The organism is Allobosea sp. OK403 (assembly GCF_900113835.1).
GTDB lineage: Bacteria > Pseudomonadota > Alphaproteobacteria > Rhizobiales > Beijerinckiaceae > Allobosea.
In genome coordinates, this window is record NZ_FOQV01000001.1 from 735,397 (window position 1) to 750,786 (window position 15,390).

A 15,390-nucleotide genomic window follows, 5' to 3' on the forward strand; every position below is an offset into this window, starting at 1 on the left:
CAGGCAGCTATGTTCTCATTACGTTCGCATTTCCGGGAACGCAATCGATGTCGTCACAGCCGCTTGAAAAGACCGAGCCGGAGGTTTCAGAGCAGGAAATCGACGACGTCCTGGCCGAGTTCAACGGGGATCCCCGGGCGGCGATTCGAGCCCTGCTGCATGATCAGGCCGCGTTGATCCGGGATGCGCAGCAGGCAGTGTCGCGCGGCTTTATCCGTGGCGTGTTCTCAGCTGGAGCCCGACGCCTGGACGTTGAGGACGAGGTTTGATGGTCCAGAGAACCAAGCGCGGCCTAGCGCCGGGGAAAGCCCGCGAGACGCAGGCGAAGCTGAAGGCGTTCCACGACGACGTGCGAAAACGGTGCGTCGAAATCCCGATCGGCTCAACCCTCTATGTCGCGTTGGATGCGCTCAACTCCTCCCTGAACTTGAACGCTGATCAGCTCAATGCGGGCTTTGCTTCGAACGACGTGTCGGCGAGCGTGGGCTGGAAGAGATGAACGCCATAACCCCGATCTCCTATCTGGACACGCTGAATCCCGCGCAACGTCGCGCAGTCATTCACGGCGTCGGTTCCCTTTTCGCGTCCCCGCTTCTCGTCATTGCTGGTGCCGGCTCGGGCAAGACCAACACGCTCGCCCATCGCGTGGCGCATCTGATGGTGAGCGGCGTCGATCCACGCCGCATTCTGCTGATGACCTTCTCCCGCCGCGCGGCCGCGGAGATGGCAAAGCGCGTCGAGCGGATCGCCCGGAAGGTGCTTGGCGATGGCGCCGGTGTCCTGGCGGACGCGCTGACATGGGCAGGTACCTTCCACGGGATCGGCGCGCGCCTGCTGCGTGACTATGCCGACCAGATTGGGCTCGATCCTGCCTTCACGATCCATGACCGCGAGGACGCTGCCGACCAGATGAACCTCGTCCGGCACCAGCTCGGCTTTTCCAAGACCGAGACACGCTTCCCGACGAAGGGGACATGTCTTTCGATCTATTCGCGCTGCGTGAATGCGGAGATGCCGATCGAGGATGTCCTTGACCGATCCTTTCCCTGGTGCGTGGCCTGGGCGGCGGAGCTGCGGGACCTGTTCGCGGCCTATGTTGAGGCCAAGCAGAGCCAGAATGTGCTCGATTACGACGACCTGCTGCTCTATTGGGCCCAGGTCATGGCGGACCCTGATCTTGCCGCCGATATCGGCGGGCGCTTCGATCATGTCATGGTCGACGAGTATCAGGACACCAACCGGCTCCAATCCTCGATCCTGCTGGCGATGAAGCCAGGCGGCCACGGGCTCACCGTCGTCGGCGACGATGCCCAGTCGATCTATTCCTTCAGGGCCGCGACGGTCCGCAATATCCTCGACTTCCCCGCGGCCTTCTCGCCTCCGGCCGAGATCATCACGCTCGATCAGAACTACCGCTCGACCAGCGCCATCCTGGCGGCAGCCAATGGCGTCATCGACCTGGCAGCGGAGCGCTTCACCAAGAATCTCTGGACCGATCGGGCAGCCGGCGCGGCGCCGCAACTCGTCAATGTGCGCGATGAGGCGGATCAGGCTCGCTTCATCGCCGAGCGGGTGCTCGAGAACCGCGAGGCGGGATCCACGCTCAAGCAGCAGGCCGTGCTCTTTCGAGCGTCGCATCACAGCGGCCCGCTGGAGATCGAACTGACCCGGCGCAATATTCCTTTCGTCAAATTCGGGGGCCTCAAATTCCTTGACGCCGCCCATATCAAGGATGTCCTGGCATTTCTGCGCTTCGTCGAGAATCCGCGCGACCGGGTCGCCGGTTTCCGCATCCTGCAGCTTCTGCCCGGCGTCGGGCCAACCTCGGCGCAGCGCGTGCTCGACCACATGGCCAAAGCCTGCGACCCCATCGCGGCGCTGCATGACGCTCCCGCGCCGCCGCGCGCCGGCGAGGATTGGACAAGCTTCCAGATTGCCGTCGCCGCGTTGCGTTCGGGCGGCTGCGGCTGGCCCGCTGAGATCGGGCGCGCGCGGCTCTGGTACGAACCCCATCTGGAACGCATCCATGAAGACGCCTCGACGCGACAAGCCGACCTTGTCCAGCTCGAGCAGATCGCCGGAGGCTATTCCTCGCGAGAGCGCTTCCTGACCGAACTCACGCTCGATCCGCCTGACGCGACCAGCGATCAGGCCGGAGTGCCACTGCTTGACGAGGACTACCTGATCCTCTCGACCATCCATTCGGCCAAGGGCCAGGAGTGGAAATCGGTCTTCGTCATGAACGTCGTCGATGGCTGCATTCCGATCGATCTCGGTGTCGGCACGTCGGAGGAGATCGAGGAAGAGCGGCGACTGCTCTACGTCGCAATGACGCGGGCCAAGGACGATCTGCATCTCGTCGTGCCGCAGCGCTTCTTCACCCATGGCCAATCATCGACCGGCGACCGCCACGTCTATGCGAGCCGGACCCGGTTCATTCCCAACGGCCTGCTCGGGCATTTCGAGCGCTGCGCCTGGCCGCGCGTCGCGGCTGAGGAGGCCGGCCGGATGCCCGGCAATGGGCCGAGGATCGATGTGCGTGCGCAAATGCGGGGCATGTGGCGCTAATCGGACAGCTAATCTGGCAGCAGTATCGATACGCCTCGGCCGAGAAATTCCGTGACATAATTCCCGGGAACCAGCCTCAAGGCGATGTCCGGGCATTGGCGAGCTCACACAAGCGCCTGGTCATGGCCCGATCGATCGTCGACCGGGCCAGGGTTTTCCTTGTGTCAGAAATGGCTTCCCACGCGTCAGAATTGGCTTTCCAGCCAGAGCTGGCTTTGCCCGTCAGAACATGTGGAAAGGCGGCTTGGCGTCGTCCGGCAGGAGCGGCTTATAGGGTGTCCGGACAAGGCGCTCCGCGAAGTCGGCCTTGGCCTTTTCCAGCAATCCCGGTTCGACGAGCACATCTGCGGCAACGCCCGCCATGACCTTGGCAACGTGAACCATGCCCTTATGCGCCAGCGGCGATTGGCCATGGGCCGTCAGCTGCCAGGAATGCCCGGGTGTGCCGATCGTATAGGTCGCGCCACGCGCCTGGACCGTGGGGACGGCCCAGGAGACATCGCCGACATCGGTCGAACCCATCATCCGCGGCCCCGGCACCTCCCGGGGGGCGATCGCGTTGCACAGGGGAAAATCCGTCACCGGCAAGCCCGAGCGGCGAAATGCGCTTTCGATATGCGCGGGCGTCACGGTCTTCTGCATACGCCTGGCGAAGGCGACGTCGTCTGCGTCGAAAGGGGGCGGGCCGAGCCGATCGAAGTTGCGCTGCATCGCATCTTCCAGCGGCGTGTTCGCCAGCAGGCTGCTCATCGCGCTGACGATTTCGCTGGTGACGGTCGTCTCGGTCATCAGCGCCGCGCCTTCGGCGATTTTCCGGACGCGGGCGATGAGCTCATGGACCTGGGAGACCATCGTCGCGCGCACGACATAGCGCAGCCTGGCCTTGGCCTGCACGACGTTGGGCGCGATGCCGCCGGCATCGAGATAGGCATAGTGAATGCGGGCGTCCGAGGGCATGTGCTCGCGCATATAGTTGACGCCGACATTCATCAGCTCGGCGGCATCGAGCGCCGAACGGCCGAGATGCGGCGCGGCGGCGGCATGCGAGGCGCGGCCGGAGAACTCGAAATCGAGCGTCGTGTTGGCCAGGGATATAGCTGCCGTCACCGCCGCGAAATCGGCCGGATGCCAGGAAATGGCGATGTCGACATCCTTGAAGGCACCGTCCTTGACCATGAACGCTTTGCCTGCCCCGCCTTCTTCGGCCGGGCAGCCATAATATCGGACGCGGCCCTTGAGCCCACGCTCCGCGAGGAAATCCTTGACCGCCGCGGCCGCCAGCATGGCGCCGGCGCCCAGCAGGTTGTGGCCGCAGCCATGGCCGGCCGGCTGGTTGGGAAGCGGCTGATGCTCGGACACGCCAGGAGCCTGCGACAGCTCCGGCAGCGCGTCGTACTCCCCGAGGATGGCGATCACCGGCCCGTCTTCTCCCGCTTCGCCCATGACGGCGGTCGGCAATCCGGCAATGCCCGTCTCCACGCGAAATCCCTCGCGCCGAAGCTGCTCGGCGTGGGCGGCAGCCGATTTGACCTCCCGGTAGTTGAGCTCGGGCATCTCAAAGACGCGGTCGCTCAGCTCGATATAGTCCGCCTGCTTTGCATCGACGATCGTCCAAATCCTATCGGTATTCTGCACAGCCTTCTCCCGAGATTGCGTTCGCGCCCATAGCCGCCGCTCTTGCCGCCATCATCCGCAATAACTCGGCGTCGGCAGCCCCAGCTGCGAGAGGCTACTACAAGGCGGATGGCAGAATGGCTGAATTTTGCTCCGAAGAATCGGCGATTATTGCAGGCTCGACCTTTGCCTGTGCCCTCCGAAATTTGGGTTATCGGGTCCCGTGTCCCGGCAAGTGGTGTAGCTGAGGCCCGGCAGCGCTGCCGCGTCCACTTCATGCGCAACGCCCTGGTTCATGTCATCCTTGGCGAACGGTGCGTTGTCTCCGCTTTCATCGCCACGGCCTTCGCCTAGAAGGACGCCGCTGCCAGCCTGCGATGGCGCAGGGTCTCCGACCAGCTCGGGCCGACCGTCCCCAAGCGCGCCGCCCTCATTGAGAAATCCAAGATTGACGTGCTCGCCTACATGATCTTACCGACGCAGCATCGCGCCATGCTGCTCAGCCCTAGAGGACACGACCTGAACTGCTGATCTTGGGAAAATGCGTAGCTGAAATGTATGATTTATGGCGTCGAAATCATTCATGCAGCAATACATTCTTAGAAAATACTATTCTCGTATCGCAGTAAGGCTGCATCTGAGAGATTTTAAAATACGTCAGATCGGCGATGACAGCTAACTCGGATATTCAGCAAATTGTTATCGAGTGGCGACTGAGTGGCGATCTATATCGATATCTCAAGACCGTTCTGTTTGATCGAAATCAATCTCCGTTTGGCAGTTCGTAAATTGCCCCACCAGTTATGAATTGATCAATGTCCCAAGCGCAGCATCGCGCGTGTCCTTAGGAGGGACGAAACATGTCAGTATCAGCCACCACGAGCAGCACTGCCGCGCAGAGTCTCTTGCAGACGAAGGGCGCGCCCCCGGCGGCCCCACTCGACGCCGATGGCGACCATGATGGGACGACGGCGGCCGCGACCGAGAAAGCAAAGGCACCGCTCCCGCCCGGCTCCGGAGGCAACATCGACACGACGGCTTGAACAAAAACGGGGCCGTTCACCCTCGGCGTGAGCGGCCCAAGTCACGCATTAGACGCTCTTCATCCGCTGTGGCCGCCTCACCGGAGCTTGGGCGCCTGCATTTGGCCGCGGAAGTGATACGACGCGCCTGATCGGATTTCGCGCTAGTCTATCAAAAAGGGCAGGGCGGTTTGACTGCACCGCGTCGTAATCACGCAGCCTTCCTTTGGAACTGCATTGCCCACTGAGACGTAGTCATCATAATGCCGCAGCGTCGCCCGCATCCTGTGCCTCAACGCTTGATCGGCAGCATCCGCATCAGGGTCGCGTCCTTGCGGATGAAGCGATGCCAGAGAGCGGCGAGGGCATGGATGCAGGCCAGCATCAGGGCGGCCATCAGCCAGTGCAGCATGCGCACGACGCTGTCCTAGCGGGCAATTCCGCTGGATGGCGCGGAAGGTCTGGGAATCATCGAGCGGCTCGCATCCTGTTTGTCGCCAAATGGCGCGGCATCAATGCTCGGTGACGCGATAATCTGGCTGTGCGACGATTCCGACTGGCCCCCGAGCGCCTATCCGGAATCGCCAATCTCTCAACTCTGCGGCAACGCCTTCGAATCCGACGCCTGTGCAGTCCGTGGCAACCTCATCTTATCAGCGGCGGGGAGCAGCCGCGCCGAGTTGGAGATGAAGATCAGTTCCGACGAGACATGGATGAAGGCGGCCAAGAGCGGGTTCAGGAAGCCGAACGCGGCAAGGGCGATGCCCAGAGCATCGACGGCGATCGTGCCGGAGAAGTTCTGCCAGATGACGCCGCGCGTACGCTGGGCGATCCGAACCGTCTCAACGAGGCGCTCCAGGTTGTTGGCAAGCAGGACGATGTCGGCACTCTCCTTGGCGACATCGGTGCCCGAGCCCATCGCGATCCCGACACTCGCAGCCGTCAAAGCCGGAGCGTCATTGATGCCGTCGCCGAGCATGGCGACCTTGGCGCCGGACGCCGCCAGCGCCCGCACGCGCTCCAGCTTTTGCTCGGGCAGCATGCCAGCCTCGACCGTACCGATTCCCAAGCTGGTACCGACGCTCTCGGCCACCTCGGCATTGTCGCCGGTCAGCAGGATGGTGCGGATCTTCATCGCGTGCAGGGCGCGGATAGCGTCTGCGGCCTCCGGACGCACCTCGTCGGCGACGGCGAAAGCCCCGGCATAGAGCCCGTTGACCGCGACGTAGATCTCGGAGGAGAGGGCGTCGCTCGCACGGCCGGCGGCAACGTCGATCCCCTCAGCCTGCAGGAGCTTGACGCTGCCGATCAGGATGCGGTCATCGCCCAGCTTTGCCGTGACACCGCGCCCAAGCGTGTAGTCGAAGCTGTCGGGCTCCGGCACCGCGATATCTCGAACGCGGGCCTCCGCCACGATCGCCTTGGCCAGCGGGTGCTCGGAGCGGAGTTCTGCCGATGCAGCCAGCCTGAGCAGGTCGGCCTCTGTGCGGCCGGGCGCCGGATGAATCGCCGAGACGCGCGGCTCGCCGAAGGTCAGCGTGCCCGTCTTGTCGAGCACGATCGTGTCGATGCGGCCGAGCATCTCGAGATGCATGCCGCCCTTGATGATTGCGCCGTTACGCGCCGCGCGACCAATGCCGCCCAGTACCGCCAGAGGCGTTCCTGCCGCGACGCCGCAGGCGCCGGCGACGATGATCACCGAGATCGTGTCGCGGATGTTGCCAGTGAGCAGGTAGGTAACGATCGCCGCGGCGAAGGAGAAATAGACGAGATAGCCTGCCAGCTGATCGGCGAGGCGCTGGACCGGAGCGCGCGACTGCTCGGCGTTCTCGATCGCATCGATGATGCGCCCGAAGCTGGTGTCACGCCCGATCCGGTCGACCTGGATGTCGAGCGCGCCAGACTGATTAATCGAGCCGGCGAAGACGGCATCGCCTGCGCTACGCCTGACCGGCATGGATTCGCCGGTGATGCGCGCCTGATCGACATAGGAGAGGCCCGACTTCACGACACCGTCGACAGGGATGTTTTCGCCGGGCGCGACTAAGACGCGGTCGCCGACGACGATTGTATCGATTGGAACCAGCGAGATCACGCCAGCGCGGCGCACCGTCGCCTCATGGGGCATCACGTCGATGAGGTCGGCGATGGCGGCCCGCCCGCGATCGACGGTGAGATGTTCGAGCTCCTCGGCGACGAGCACGAAGAAGGTGACGACCAGCGCAGTGAAGAACTCCGAGATAGCCGCGGCCGCCAGGATGGCGATCGACATGGAAAGTTCCATGGTCATCCGCCGGTCTTTGATGTTCTCGACCGCCTCGCGGACGATCGGCCAGGCACCGACCAGCAGACCGACCACGCCGACCAAGTCCAAGCCGGCCACGGAACGGATAGCGCCGAACCAGACCAGCGTCGCCGAGACAGCGACGACCGCGACGCGCAAGACTTCGACTGTCTCGACGTCATGACCGAACAGGCTCAGCGCCCGCGGAACACGGTTCCCGAACCAGCCTGCAGAGACCTTGGCCTGCTGGGCCGCGCTCGCCGAGCAGGTGCGCTCGAACGGACGAAAGCAGGTGCAGGGCTGCGCGCTGGCAGGGCAGAGCGGTGGGGAAGCAACGACGGTCGTCATGGCGGAATCATCCCGTTCGAAAGGATGCCTGGCTGGCCCGCTCTATCTAGTTTGGAATTATTCTAATTACAAGAACTGCTTCACTTTGACGAGACCTCCTCTCATTGTGGCGATCGCTAGCGAGCGGTCACCACAGAGGAGACAACCGATGAAACAGGGAGGCTTGGTTTTTGCTGGCGCCGTCGCGGCGCTGACGTTTTGCACGATGAGCCCGGCCTATGCGGACGCTATCGATGGTGCTTGGTGCTCCGAGAATGGGCGGCGCTTCACAATCGAGGGCTCCGCCGTCACGACGACCAAGGGACTGAGGCTGTCGGGGAACTACACGCGACATACGTTCAACTTCACCCTGCCTCCCGAGGAGGCGGATGCAGGCTCGCCTGTTGATATGGTCCTTCAGGGTGAAACGCAGGTGCGGGTGACGATCGGTTCCGCCGCCGCCCAAACATGGCGCCGGTGTACGCCCGGAATCAGTTGACGAGAAACGCTTCCCCTCGCTTTAGGGAGGAGGTCTATCTGGGAGTCGCGAAGCGGATAACGATGTCGTCGACGCTGTCCGACGCTTCCAGTCTCACAGCGAGGGGCCCTCGCGAGCCACTCGCATTTCGAAGTGAATTTCTTGCTGAAGTGACGCCCTTCCGGAGGGCGGATTGGATTGCCCGCTGTCGGAAAAACCGAACTTCTCAGCTCGTCTGGATAAGGAAGCGACGCCCGGCAAGCCGGGCGCCGCGTATCAGATTGCGGAACTTTTCCGACAAGCGCGGCGACACTATGCCTCGCTCTTCAATATCCCCAGCGATGCAGACTAGCTGCACCCCGTCGTTAATCCGCACAAACAAAAATCAGTATTTCGTTTTCTGCCAATTTATCAACAGGTTATGCTGCGGCATACGGGTGTGGCATATGCCGGTCTTCGTTGTGCATCAGTTGAGCTTGTGCGGCCGGCCTAAGCGGATCAGGTCGTTGTCGCGTAGCGCTAGTCCACAGTGCTTGGCCCGCCCAAAGGAGAGCACTCGTCGACGAGATCACGGACTGTGACTTTTAACGCCTGAGCCATTTGCCAAAGGTTAGTGGTGGTCGGGTTTCTCTGGCCCATTTCCAGCGCGCTGACATGAGCCCGATCTACGCCCAATCCATGGTGTTGGGATTTAGGCGAACGAAATCGCAGTGTACTTGAAGGCTTTCGGTCGGATTCTGATGAATCTGGAAACCACAAATGCTTAGCGCGCCGCGCACATCCTCTAGTAGCAGGCGGTATTTTTTCACTCGCCGTGCCTGCCACCGAAGCGGAGTAAACACGCTGACGGGCAGGAACGATAGCCTTCGGCCATCCAACTCGATCGAGATGTCAACATGGGTACCATCCAGGTCGTGACCATTGGCTCCGAAGATCTCGTCGACTTCATTGTGGCGGTTTGAAAACAACAATCTAAACAGCTTTCTTCCAGCGTAACGGCTAAGAGTTCGATGAATGCTGAGATAGGAACTGCGTGGTTCGTGGCCGCGCGTTAGGATCAGTCGAAGATTTCGTGGCAGCCTCAAATGGACGAGTTGGAGGCTGGCAAAAGCAGCCTCGTCGACTATGACCCTGGTCGATGGCCATCGAGGCGCAACTTTTATGCCAAAATGAACTCCAGAATTCAGAACAAGGGGCATTATTTCCTCTTACCGGCTGGATTTGCGCGACCTGAATATTGTCGTGATGTCCAATCTGCGCGTTCGTTACCGCTACAGCTTATGCGGGCAAATAAGTCGTGGCGATAGCAACAGAGCCAGACTTGGCAGCCTAGGCCTTCTTAGCATGAACGTGGCGCGTCTTGGTTCCTTCTCCACTGAGGGCTGGCGCGAAGCCGAGGATATCGCCCTCCGCATGGCGCGGCCGATGACGCCTTTTTTGACCAGGACGGATCGGATTTTTGTAGTGTCATCGGAAATCCCAATCGAGAGGGGACGAGGAGCGTGAAAAGGGTTGCCGTCTGTTCATTGCGGCCTCCTGACGCGGTCGGGCCCGCCGCTGGCCAAGTCAAATCCGGCTTCCCCGACGCTGCGCCAATCCTCTTCGGTTAGTTCCTTCAGCGAGACGTCTCGCCCTCTCTGGATTACTGCGCCGACGACTTCACAGGTCCTGATTGCAACGTAGCAGGGCAGGGCGTCGAGCCACAGGGAGCCGGTGAGCCCGTCTAGCCTTTTCTGGACGTAGTGCTCAAGGCGGGTCGGTTCGCGCTTGATGGCTTCGGCGGCCAGTTGTGGAATACGAGGGATCGTCGCAGCCGCGCTTCGCGCGAAGTCCTGGACCAGCGAGAGATTGTCGGTATGGGCAACGCACACGAGGTCGACGTGGTGAACCATGCAGATGCGTGAGTGCTGAAAAAGACAGGCGGCTCTTGACCGAGGCTCTCGGGGGGGGGAAGGCGGACGGGTAGGAGGGCTGCAATCGCCACCCAGCGGAGCTGTTTCACGAAGGGGGCTGGCTAGCGAGCCGCGCCCCATAGCAGAAGAGGAGCCCCCGGTTCAGCGGAAGCTCCTCTCGCGTGTCTAATCGCTCAACTCTGTATGGCCAAACATCAACTCGGCATATCAGGAACAGCCGGTTGTGCTACCGCAGGTGTTGCACTTCAGGCAGGTGCCGTTGCGGACCAGGGTGAAGTTGCCGCATTCGCCGCAGCTGTCCCCGACATAGCCCTTCATGATCGCCTCGGCGCGGCGCTCGGATGCGCTGGGCTGGGCGGCGGGGGCCGAGAAGCCGAGCTTGGCCATGTCGGCCTCGCCGTAAGCTTCAGGCTCCTCCTTGAGCGCCGTCGGGCTCGTGGTGATCAGCGCGGTCACTGTGGCGCCGCCGCGCGCCACCGTCTCGGTGCCGGTAGCGAGGCCGCCGCCGCCCTGGATGGCGTGGAAGTTCATCGGCTTGCCGCGCCGAAAGCCGGTCGAGGCCAGCGGGCTCGTGGTGATAGGCGTGGCCGTGTCAGGCGCCTTGTCCTGCCCGACGCCGCCGCCGATCACGTCATGGCCGATCTCGCTCGGGTCGATATGGGCGAGGTCGTGCCGGCCAAGATAGGAGATCGCGAGCTCCCGGAAGACATAGTCGAGGATCGAGGTCGCGTTCTTGATCGACTGGTTTCCCTGCACGAAACCCGAGGGCTCGAAGCGGGTGAAGGTGAAGGCCTCGACATACTCCTCCAGCGGCACGCCGTATTGCAGGCCCAGTGACACCGCGATGGCGAAATTGTTCATCATCGCGCGGAAGGCGGCGCCCTCCTTGTGCATGTCGATGAAGATCTCGCCGAGGCGGCCATCGGCATATTCACCGGTGTGGACATAGACCTTGTGGCCGCCGACGACCGCCTTCTGGATGTAGCCTGTGCGGCGCGAGGGCATCTTCTCGCGCTCGCGGACGACCTTCTCGATGATGCGCTCGACGATCTTTTCGGCGATCTGCGTTGTGCGGGCGGCCATCGGCTGCTGGTAATGCGCCTCGACGGCGTCCTCCTCATCGTCCTCGTCGGAGATCAGGGCAGAGTTCAGCGGCTGCGAGAGTTTCGAGCCGTCGCGGTAGAGGGCGTTGGCCTTCAGCGCCAGCTTCCAGGAGAGCATATAGGCGCTCTTGCAGTCCTCGACGGTGGCGTCGTTGGGCATGTTGATGGTCTTGGAGATCGCCCCCGAGATGAAGGGCTGGGCTGCGGCCATCATGCGGATATGGCTCTCGACCGAGAGATAGCGCTTGCCGATGCGCCCGCAGGGGTTGGCGCAGTCGAAGACGTTGTAGTGCTCAAGCTTGAGATGCGGCGCGCCTTCCAGCGTCATCGCTCCGCAAACATGCACGTTGGCAGCCTCGATCTCGGCCTTGGAGAAGCCGAGGAAAGGCAGCAACTCGAAGGACATGTCGGCGAGTTTCTCAGCCGGAACCTTAAGCGTGTTGACGAGGAAATCCTCGCTCAGCGTCCATTTGTTGAAGACGAACTTGATGTCGAAGGCGGCTTTCAGGTCCTTCTCGATCGCGTCGATCTTGTCCTGGGTGAAGCCCTTGGCCTTGAGCGAGCCGTGGTTGATGCCGGGCGACTGCGCCAGCGTGCCATGGCCGACCGCATAGGCCTCGATCTCGGCGATCTCGCTCTCGCGGTAGCCGAGTGCGCGCAGAGCGTCGGGCACCGCGCCGTTGATGATCTTCCAGTAGCCGCCGCCGGCAAGCTTCTTGAACTTCACCAGGGCGAAATCGGGCTCAATGCCGGTGGTGTCGCAATCCATCACCAGGCCGATCGTGCCGGTCGGAGCAATCACGGTTGCCTGCGCATTGCGGTAGCCATGCTTCTCGCCGAGCGCGAGCGCATTGTCCCAGGCGATGCGGGCGCGTTCCGAGAGCAGGACGCTGGAGCCGCCCAGGCGCGCCAGCGTGCCATGATCGAGCGGGACTGGCGTGACCTGCAGGCCTTCATAGCCCGTAGCCAGGCCATGGGCTGCGACGCGGTGGTTGCGGATGACGCGCAGCATATGCGCGGCGTTCTTCTTGTAGCCGGGGAAGGGGCCGAGCTCGCCCGCCATCTCGGCCGAGGTCGCATAGGAGACGCCGGTCATGACCGCTGTCAGCGCGCCGGCGAGTGCGCGGCCCTCGTCGGAATCATAGCCCAGGCCCATGGTCATCAAGAGGCCGCCGATATTGGCGTAGCCGAGGCCGAGCGTGCGGTATTCATAGGAGAGTTCGGCGATTTCCTTGGAGGGGAACTGCGCCATCGTCACCGAGATCTCGAGGACGATCGTCCAGAGCCGGCAGAGATGCTCATAGGCTGCGACATCGAAGGCCTTGGCCTCGCGATCATAGAACTGCAGCAGGTTGGCCGAGGCCAGGTTGCAGGCCGTGTCGTCGAGGAACATGTACTCCGAGCACGGATTGGACGCCCGGATTCGGCCGGAGGCCGCGCAGGTGTGCCAGTCGTTCATCGTGGTGTTGAAGTGCAGGCCGGGATCGGCCGAGGCCCAGGCGGCGTAGCCGATCTTCTCCCAAAGGTCGCGGGCCTTCAGCGTCTTGGTGATCTTGCCGGTCGTGCGGCCGGTCAGGTTCCAGTCGCCATCGGTTTCCACGGCGCGCAGGAAATCGTCGGTCAGCGAGACCGAGTTGTTCGAGTTCTGGCCGGAGACCGTGAGATAGGCTTCCGAATCCCAATCGGTGTCGTACACATCGAACTGGATGTCGGTGTAGCCCTGCTTGGCGAACTGCATCACCCGCTTGATGTAGTTGTCGGGCACCATCGCCTTGCGGGCGAGCTTGATCTCGCGCTTCAGCGCCGGGTTCTTCTCGGGGTCGAAGCAGGAATCGCCATCGCCCTCGCAGTTCACGCAGGCCTTCATCACGGCCTTCATGTGCTTCTGGACGACCTTGGAGCCGGTGACGAGGGCGGCGACCTTCTGCTCCTCGCGCACCTTCCAGTCGATATAGGTCTCGATATCGGGGTGGTCGACATCGACCACGACCATCTTGGCGGCGCGGCGCGTCGTGCCGCCCGACTTGATCGCGCCCGCAGCCCGGTCGCCGATCTTGAGGAAGGACATCAGGCCCGACGAGCGACCGCCGCCGGCGAGCTTCTCGCCTTCGCCGCGCAGCAGCGAGAAGTTCGAGCCGGTGCCGGAGCCGTATTTGAACAGGCGTGCCTCGCGGACCCAGAGGTCCATGATGCCGCCCTCGTTGACGAGGTCGTCCTGCACGCCCTGGATGAAGCAGGCATGGGGCTGCGGGTGCTCGTAGCTCGACTTCGACTTCACCAGCTTGCCGGTCTTGAAGTCGACGTAGAAATGGCCCTGGCTCGGGCCGTCGATACCATAGGCCCAATGCAGGCCGGTGTTGAACCATTGCGGCGAATTCGGCGCGACGCGCTGGGTTGCGAGCATAAAGCGCAGTTCGTCATGGAAAGCCTGCGCATCCTCCTCGGAGGAGAAATAACCGCCCTTCCAGCCCCAATAGGTCCAGCAGCCGGCGAGCCGGTCGAAGACCTGCTTGGATGAGATCTCCGAGACGAAGCGCTCGGCTTCCGGGAGCTTGGCGAGCGCGGCCTCGTCGGGCGCGGAGCGCCAGAGGAAGGAGGGAACGTCGTTTTCCTCGACCTTCTTCAGGGCCGCCGGAACGCCGGCCTTGCGGAAGTATTTCTGCGCGAGCACGTCGCTGGCGACCTGCGACCAGGCTTCGGGCACCTCGATGCCCTCCAGCCGGAACACGATCGAGCCATCGGGGTTGCGGATCTCGCTGACGGCAGAGCGGAACGGAATCGCCGAATAAGGCGATTGGCCGGCGGAGGTGTAACGGCGCTCAATGCGCATGATCTCGTATCCCCATGCAATGCCGCGGGCTCCAAAAGCCCCGCGCGGCCGGTTGATCACCGGCTCCTGATGTCAGCCCAACTCGGTTTGTGCCCTGTGGACGTCGCGGCGGCTATGTTCCGCCTTCATTCGTCCGGTTGCGGCCAGAACAGTCCGCAAACAATCGCTCGCCGCTGCCGTTGCCGGCATGCCACGTGATGATCGCCTCGACCCTTCTGGAAACTCTTTTGCGGGTGTCGATTGGCGTTTCCGCCGGCCGTCACGCGACCGTCAAAATTTAGTCCCGAATGGGCCGCCTCGTCAAGGATTAGTGCGCATCAAACCCTGTGGACACGACATCTGGTATTAGCTGTGGTTTCCGGGGATAAGTTTCAAGGCCCGCGCTAAGCCCTCGGAATCGCTGGCGGAATCGGCGGGACAAAAACAGGATGATCCATCTCGGCCGGATCGGAAAGATTAAAATTCGCGGCGTCTATGGTTGCTCGATGGTTAATCGACTTGCGGGCACGTCCAGTGCAAGCTCGGTCTGCGCGCCTTCGTTCAAGTCTCTGGAGATAGGGGCTCTTCGCCGGATCTGGCCCGGTGCCGGCACGGCTTCGATCATGGTCGAATCATGTCGTGGCGACGGCAGGAGCTGGGCGAGCGCCTTGGCGCAGGCGGTCAGCGCCTGGGAATCCTGCTCCGCCTTCGCCTGGGCCATGGCGCCTGAATAAGCGGCGATGACGACACGCGCGAGGGGCTGGGGGTCACCGGGCGCGTTGTCCTCTCGCAGCTTGGCGGCGATGGCGTCGCGCCAGCCGGCGAAGAGATCAGCCGCCGCCGCACGGAAATCGGGATCGGCCAGCGCGAGCTCGCTCGCCATGTTGTTGAGCGGGCAGCCGCGCACGGCGCCGCGCCGGTCGAGCTCGGAGCCGATGGCAGCAAGAACCTCGGCGACGCCCGCGCGCGCGCTCGCGGCCGCGCGCACGGGCTCTATCCAGGTCTTCGCGACGGCCTCGGCCACGCGTTCGCGCAGGACAGCAAGTGCGAGCGCTTTCTTGGTCGGGAAATGGTGATGAAGCGCGCCACCACTGAGACCGGCGAGCCGCAGCAGGTCGTGCATGCTGGTGGCGTGATAGCCGTGCCCCTGGAAGGCTTCGAAGGCGGCGTCGAGGATGCGGCGACGAACGCCCTCGGGATCGTTGCTGCGAATACGCCCTGCCATCTTCGTCCTTCCTGCCTCGTGGACCTTACCAGTTTGACAAAACAGGA

12 protein-coding genes and 1 pseudogene are annotated in these 15,390 nt (G+C 62.8%); 6 read left to right on the forward strand and 7 right to left on the reverse strand.

The annotated features are described in order from the left end of the window. The first annotated feature begins 47 nt into the window (after positions 1-47). Genes BMZ97_RS03125 through BMZ97_RS03135 form a run of 3 tightly spaced genes read left to right on the forward strand, consistent with a single transcriptional unit; the run spans position 48 to position 2,568 of the window. Positions 48-269: a hypothetical protein gene (locus BMZ97_RS03125; protein WP_092165334.1), complete on the forward strand. Its 222-nt coding sequence runs from the start codon at positions 48-50 to the stop codon at positions 267-269. Then, on the forward strand, positions 269-499 hold the full coding sequence (locus BMZ97_RS03130) for a hypothetical protein (protein WP_092165336.1): 231 nt from the start codon (positions 269-271) through the stop codon (positions 497-499). The genes BMZ97_RS03125 and BMZ97_RS03130 overlap by 1 nt, the downstream gene beginning before the upstream one ends. Next, positions 496-2,568: an ATP-dependent helicase gene (locus BMZ97_RS03135; RefSeq protein WP_092165338.1), complete on the forward strand. Its 2,073-nt coding sequence runs from the start codon at positions 496-498 to the stop codon at positions 2,566-2,568. Before BMZ97_RS03130 ends, BMZ97_RS03135 begins: the two co-directional genes overlap by 4 nt. A gap of 222 nt (positions 2,569-2,790) precedes the next feature. Here the strand turns inward: BMZ97_RS03135 and BMZ97_RS03140 are convergent, their stop codons facing one another. Then, positions 2,791-4,203 (reverse strand): M20 family metallopeptidase, encoded by a 1,413-nt coding sequence (locus BMZ97_RS03140; RefSeq protein WP_092165340.1) that lies wholly within the window; start codon positions 4,201-4,203, stop codon positions 2,791-2,793. Positions 4,204-4,437: 234 nt separating this feature from the next. On the opposite strand from BMZ97_RS03140, the pseudogene BMZ97_RS31510 reads away from it, so the two are divergent. Beyond that, positions 4,438-4,650: pseudogene (locus BMZ97_RS31510) on the forward strand (transposase); the annotation flags it as partial. 392 nt (positions 4,651-5,042) lie between these two features. Next, positions 5,043-5,225 (forward strand): hypothetical protein, encoded by a 183-nt coding sequence (locus BMZ97_RS30575; protein WP_139221141.1) that lies wholly within the window; start codon positions 5,043-5,045, stop codon positions 5,223-5,225. Between the two features lie 271 nt (positions 5,226-5,496). Here BMZ97_RS30575 and BMZ97_RS31700 read toward each other — a convergent pair whose 3' ends face one another. Then, positions 5,497-5,622 (reverse strand): hypothetical protein, encoded by a 126-nt coding sequence (locus BMZ97_RS31700; protein ID WP_280141707.1) that lies wholly within the window; start codon positions 5,620-5,622, stop codon positions 5,497-5,499. Positions 5,623-5,796: 174 nt separating this feature from the next. Next, the gene (locus BMZ97_RS03145) at positions 5,797-7,836 is read right to left on the reverse strand and encodes a heavy metal translocating P-type ATPase (RefSeq protein WP_092165342.1); all 2,040 of its coding nucleotides are present in this window, start codon (positions 7,834-7,836) and stop codon (positions 5,797-5,799) included. A 148-nt stretch (positions 7,837-7,984) separates the two neighbouring features. Between BMZ97_RS03145 and BMZ97_RS03150 the strand changes: the two genes are divergently transcribed. Continuing rightward, positions 7,985-8,314: a hypothetical protein gene (locus BMZ97_RS03150; protein ID WP_092165345.1), complete on the forward strand. Its 330-nt coding sequence runs from the start codon at positions 7,985-7,987 to the stop codon at positions 8,312-8,314. Between the two features lie 644 nt (positions 8,315-8,958). Here BMZ97_RS03150 and BMZ97_RS03160 read toward each other — a convergent pair. The 4 genes from BMZ97_RS03160 to BMZ97_RS03175 form a co-directional block, all read right to left on the reverse strand. Then, complete coding sequence (locus BMZ97_RS03160) at positions 8,959-9,492, reverse strand: hypothetical protein (RefSeq protein ID WP_092165349.1); 534 nt, start codon at positions 9,490-9,492, stop codon at positions 8,959-8,961. A gap of 324 nt (positions 9,493-9,816) precedes the next feature. Continuing rightward, positions 9,817-10,185, reverse strand: coding sequence for a hypothetical protein (locus tag BMZ97_RS03165; RefSeq protein WP_092165351.1), 369 nt, complete (start codon positions 10,183-10,185; stop codon positions 9,817-9,819). A gap of 228 nt (positions 10,186-10,413) precedes the next feature. Beyond that, positions 10,414-14,139 (reverse strand): vitamin B12-dependent ribonucleotide reductase, encoded by a 3,726-nt coding sequence (locus BMZ97_RS03170; protein WP_092165352.1) that lies wholly within the window; start codon positions 14,137-14,139, stop codon positions 10,414-10,416. Between the two features lie 472 nt (positions 14,140-14,611). Then, positions 14,612-15,343: a TetR/AcrR family transcriptional regulator gene (locus tag BMZ97_RS03175; protein WP_092165354.1), complete on the reverse strand. Its 732-nt coding sequence runs from the start codon at positions 15,341-15,343 to the stop codon at positions 14,612-14,614. Between the last annotated feature and the right edge of the window lie 47 nt (positions 15,344-15,390).

What these genes read in the sequence shown, in the direction of transcription:
- BMZ97_RS03165 (WP_092165351.1), bottom strand. Translation starts at nt 10,185, where the DNA reads ATGGTTCACCACGTCGACCTCGTGTGCGTTGCCCATACCGACAATCTC.
- BMZ97_RS03130 (WP_092165336.1), top strand. Translation starts at nt 269, where the DNA reads ATGGTCCAGAGAACCAAGCGCGGCCTAGCGCCGGGGAAAGCCCGCGAG.
- BMZ97_RS03175 (WP_092165354.1), bottom strand. Translation starts at nt 15,343, where the DNA reads ATGGCAGGGCGTATTCGCAGCAACGATCCCGAGGGCGTTCGTCGCCGC.
- BMZ97_RS03135 (WP_092165338.1), top strand. Translation starts at nt 496, where the DNA reads ATGAACGCCATAACCCCGATCTCCTATCTGGACACGCTGAATCCCGCG.
- BMZ97_RS03125 (WP_092165334.1), top strand. Translation starts at nt 48, where the DNA reads ATGTCGTCACAGCCGCTTGAAAAGACCGAGCCGGAGGTTTCAGAGCAG.
- BMZ97_RS30575 (WP_139221141.1), top strand. Translation starts at nt 5,043, where the DNA reads ATGTCAGTATCAGCCACCACGAGCAGCACTGCCGCGCAGAGTCTCTTG.
- BMZ97_RS03170 (WP_092165352.1), bottom strand. Translation starts at nt 14,139, where the DNA reads ATGCGCATTGAGCGCCGTTACACCTCCGCCGGCCAATCGCCTTATTCG.
- BMZ97_RS03160 (WP_092165349.1), bottom strand. Translation starts at nt 9,492, where the DNA reads ATGCCCCTTGTTCTGAATTCTGGAGTTCATTTTGGCATAAAAGTTGCG.
- BMZ97_RS03150 (WP_092165345.1), top strand. Translation starts at nt 7,985, where the DNA reads ATGAAACAGGGAGGCTTGGTTTTTGCTGGCGCCGTCGCGGCGCTGACG.
- BMZ97_RS03145 (WP_092165342.1), bottom strand. Translation starts at nt 7,836, where the DNA reads ATGACGACCGTCGTTGCTTCCCCACCGCTCTGCCCTGCCAGCGCGCAG.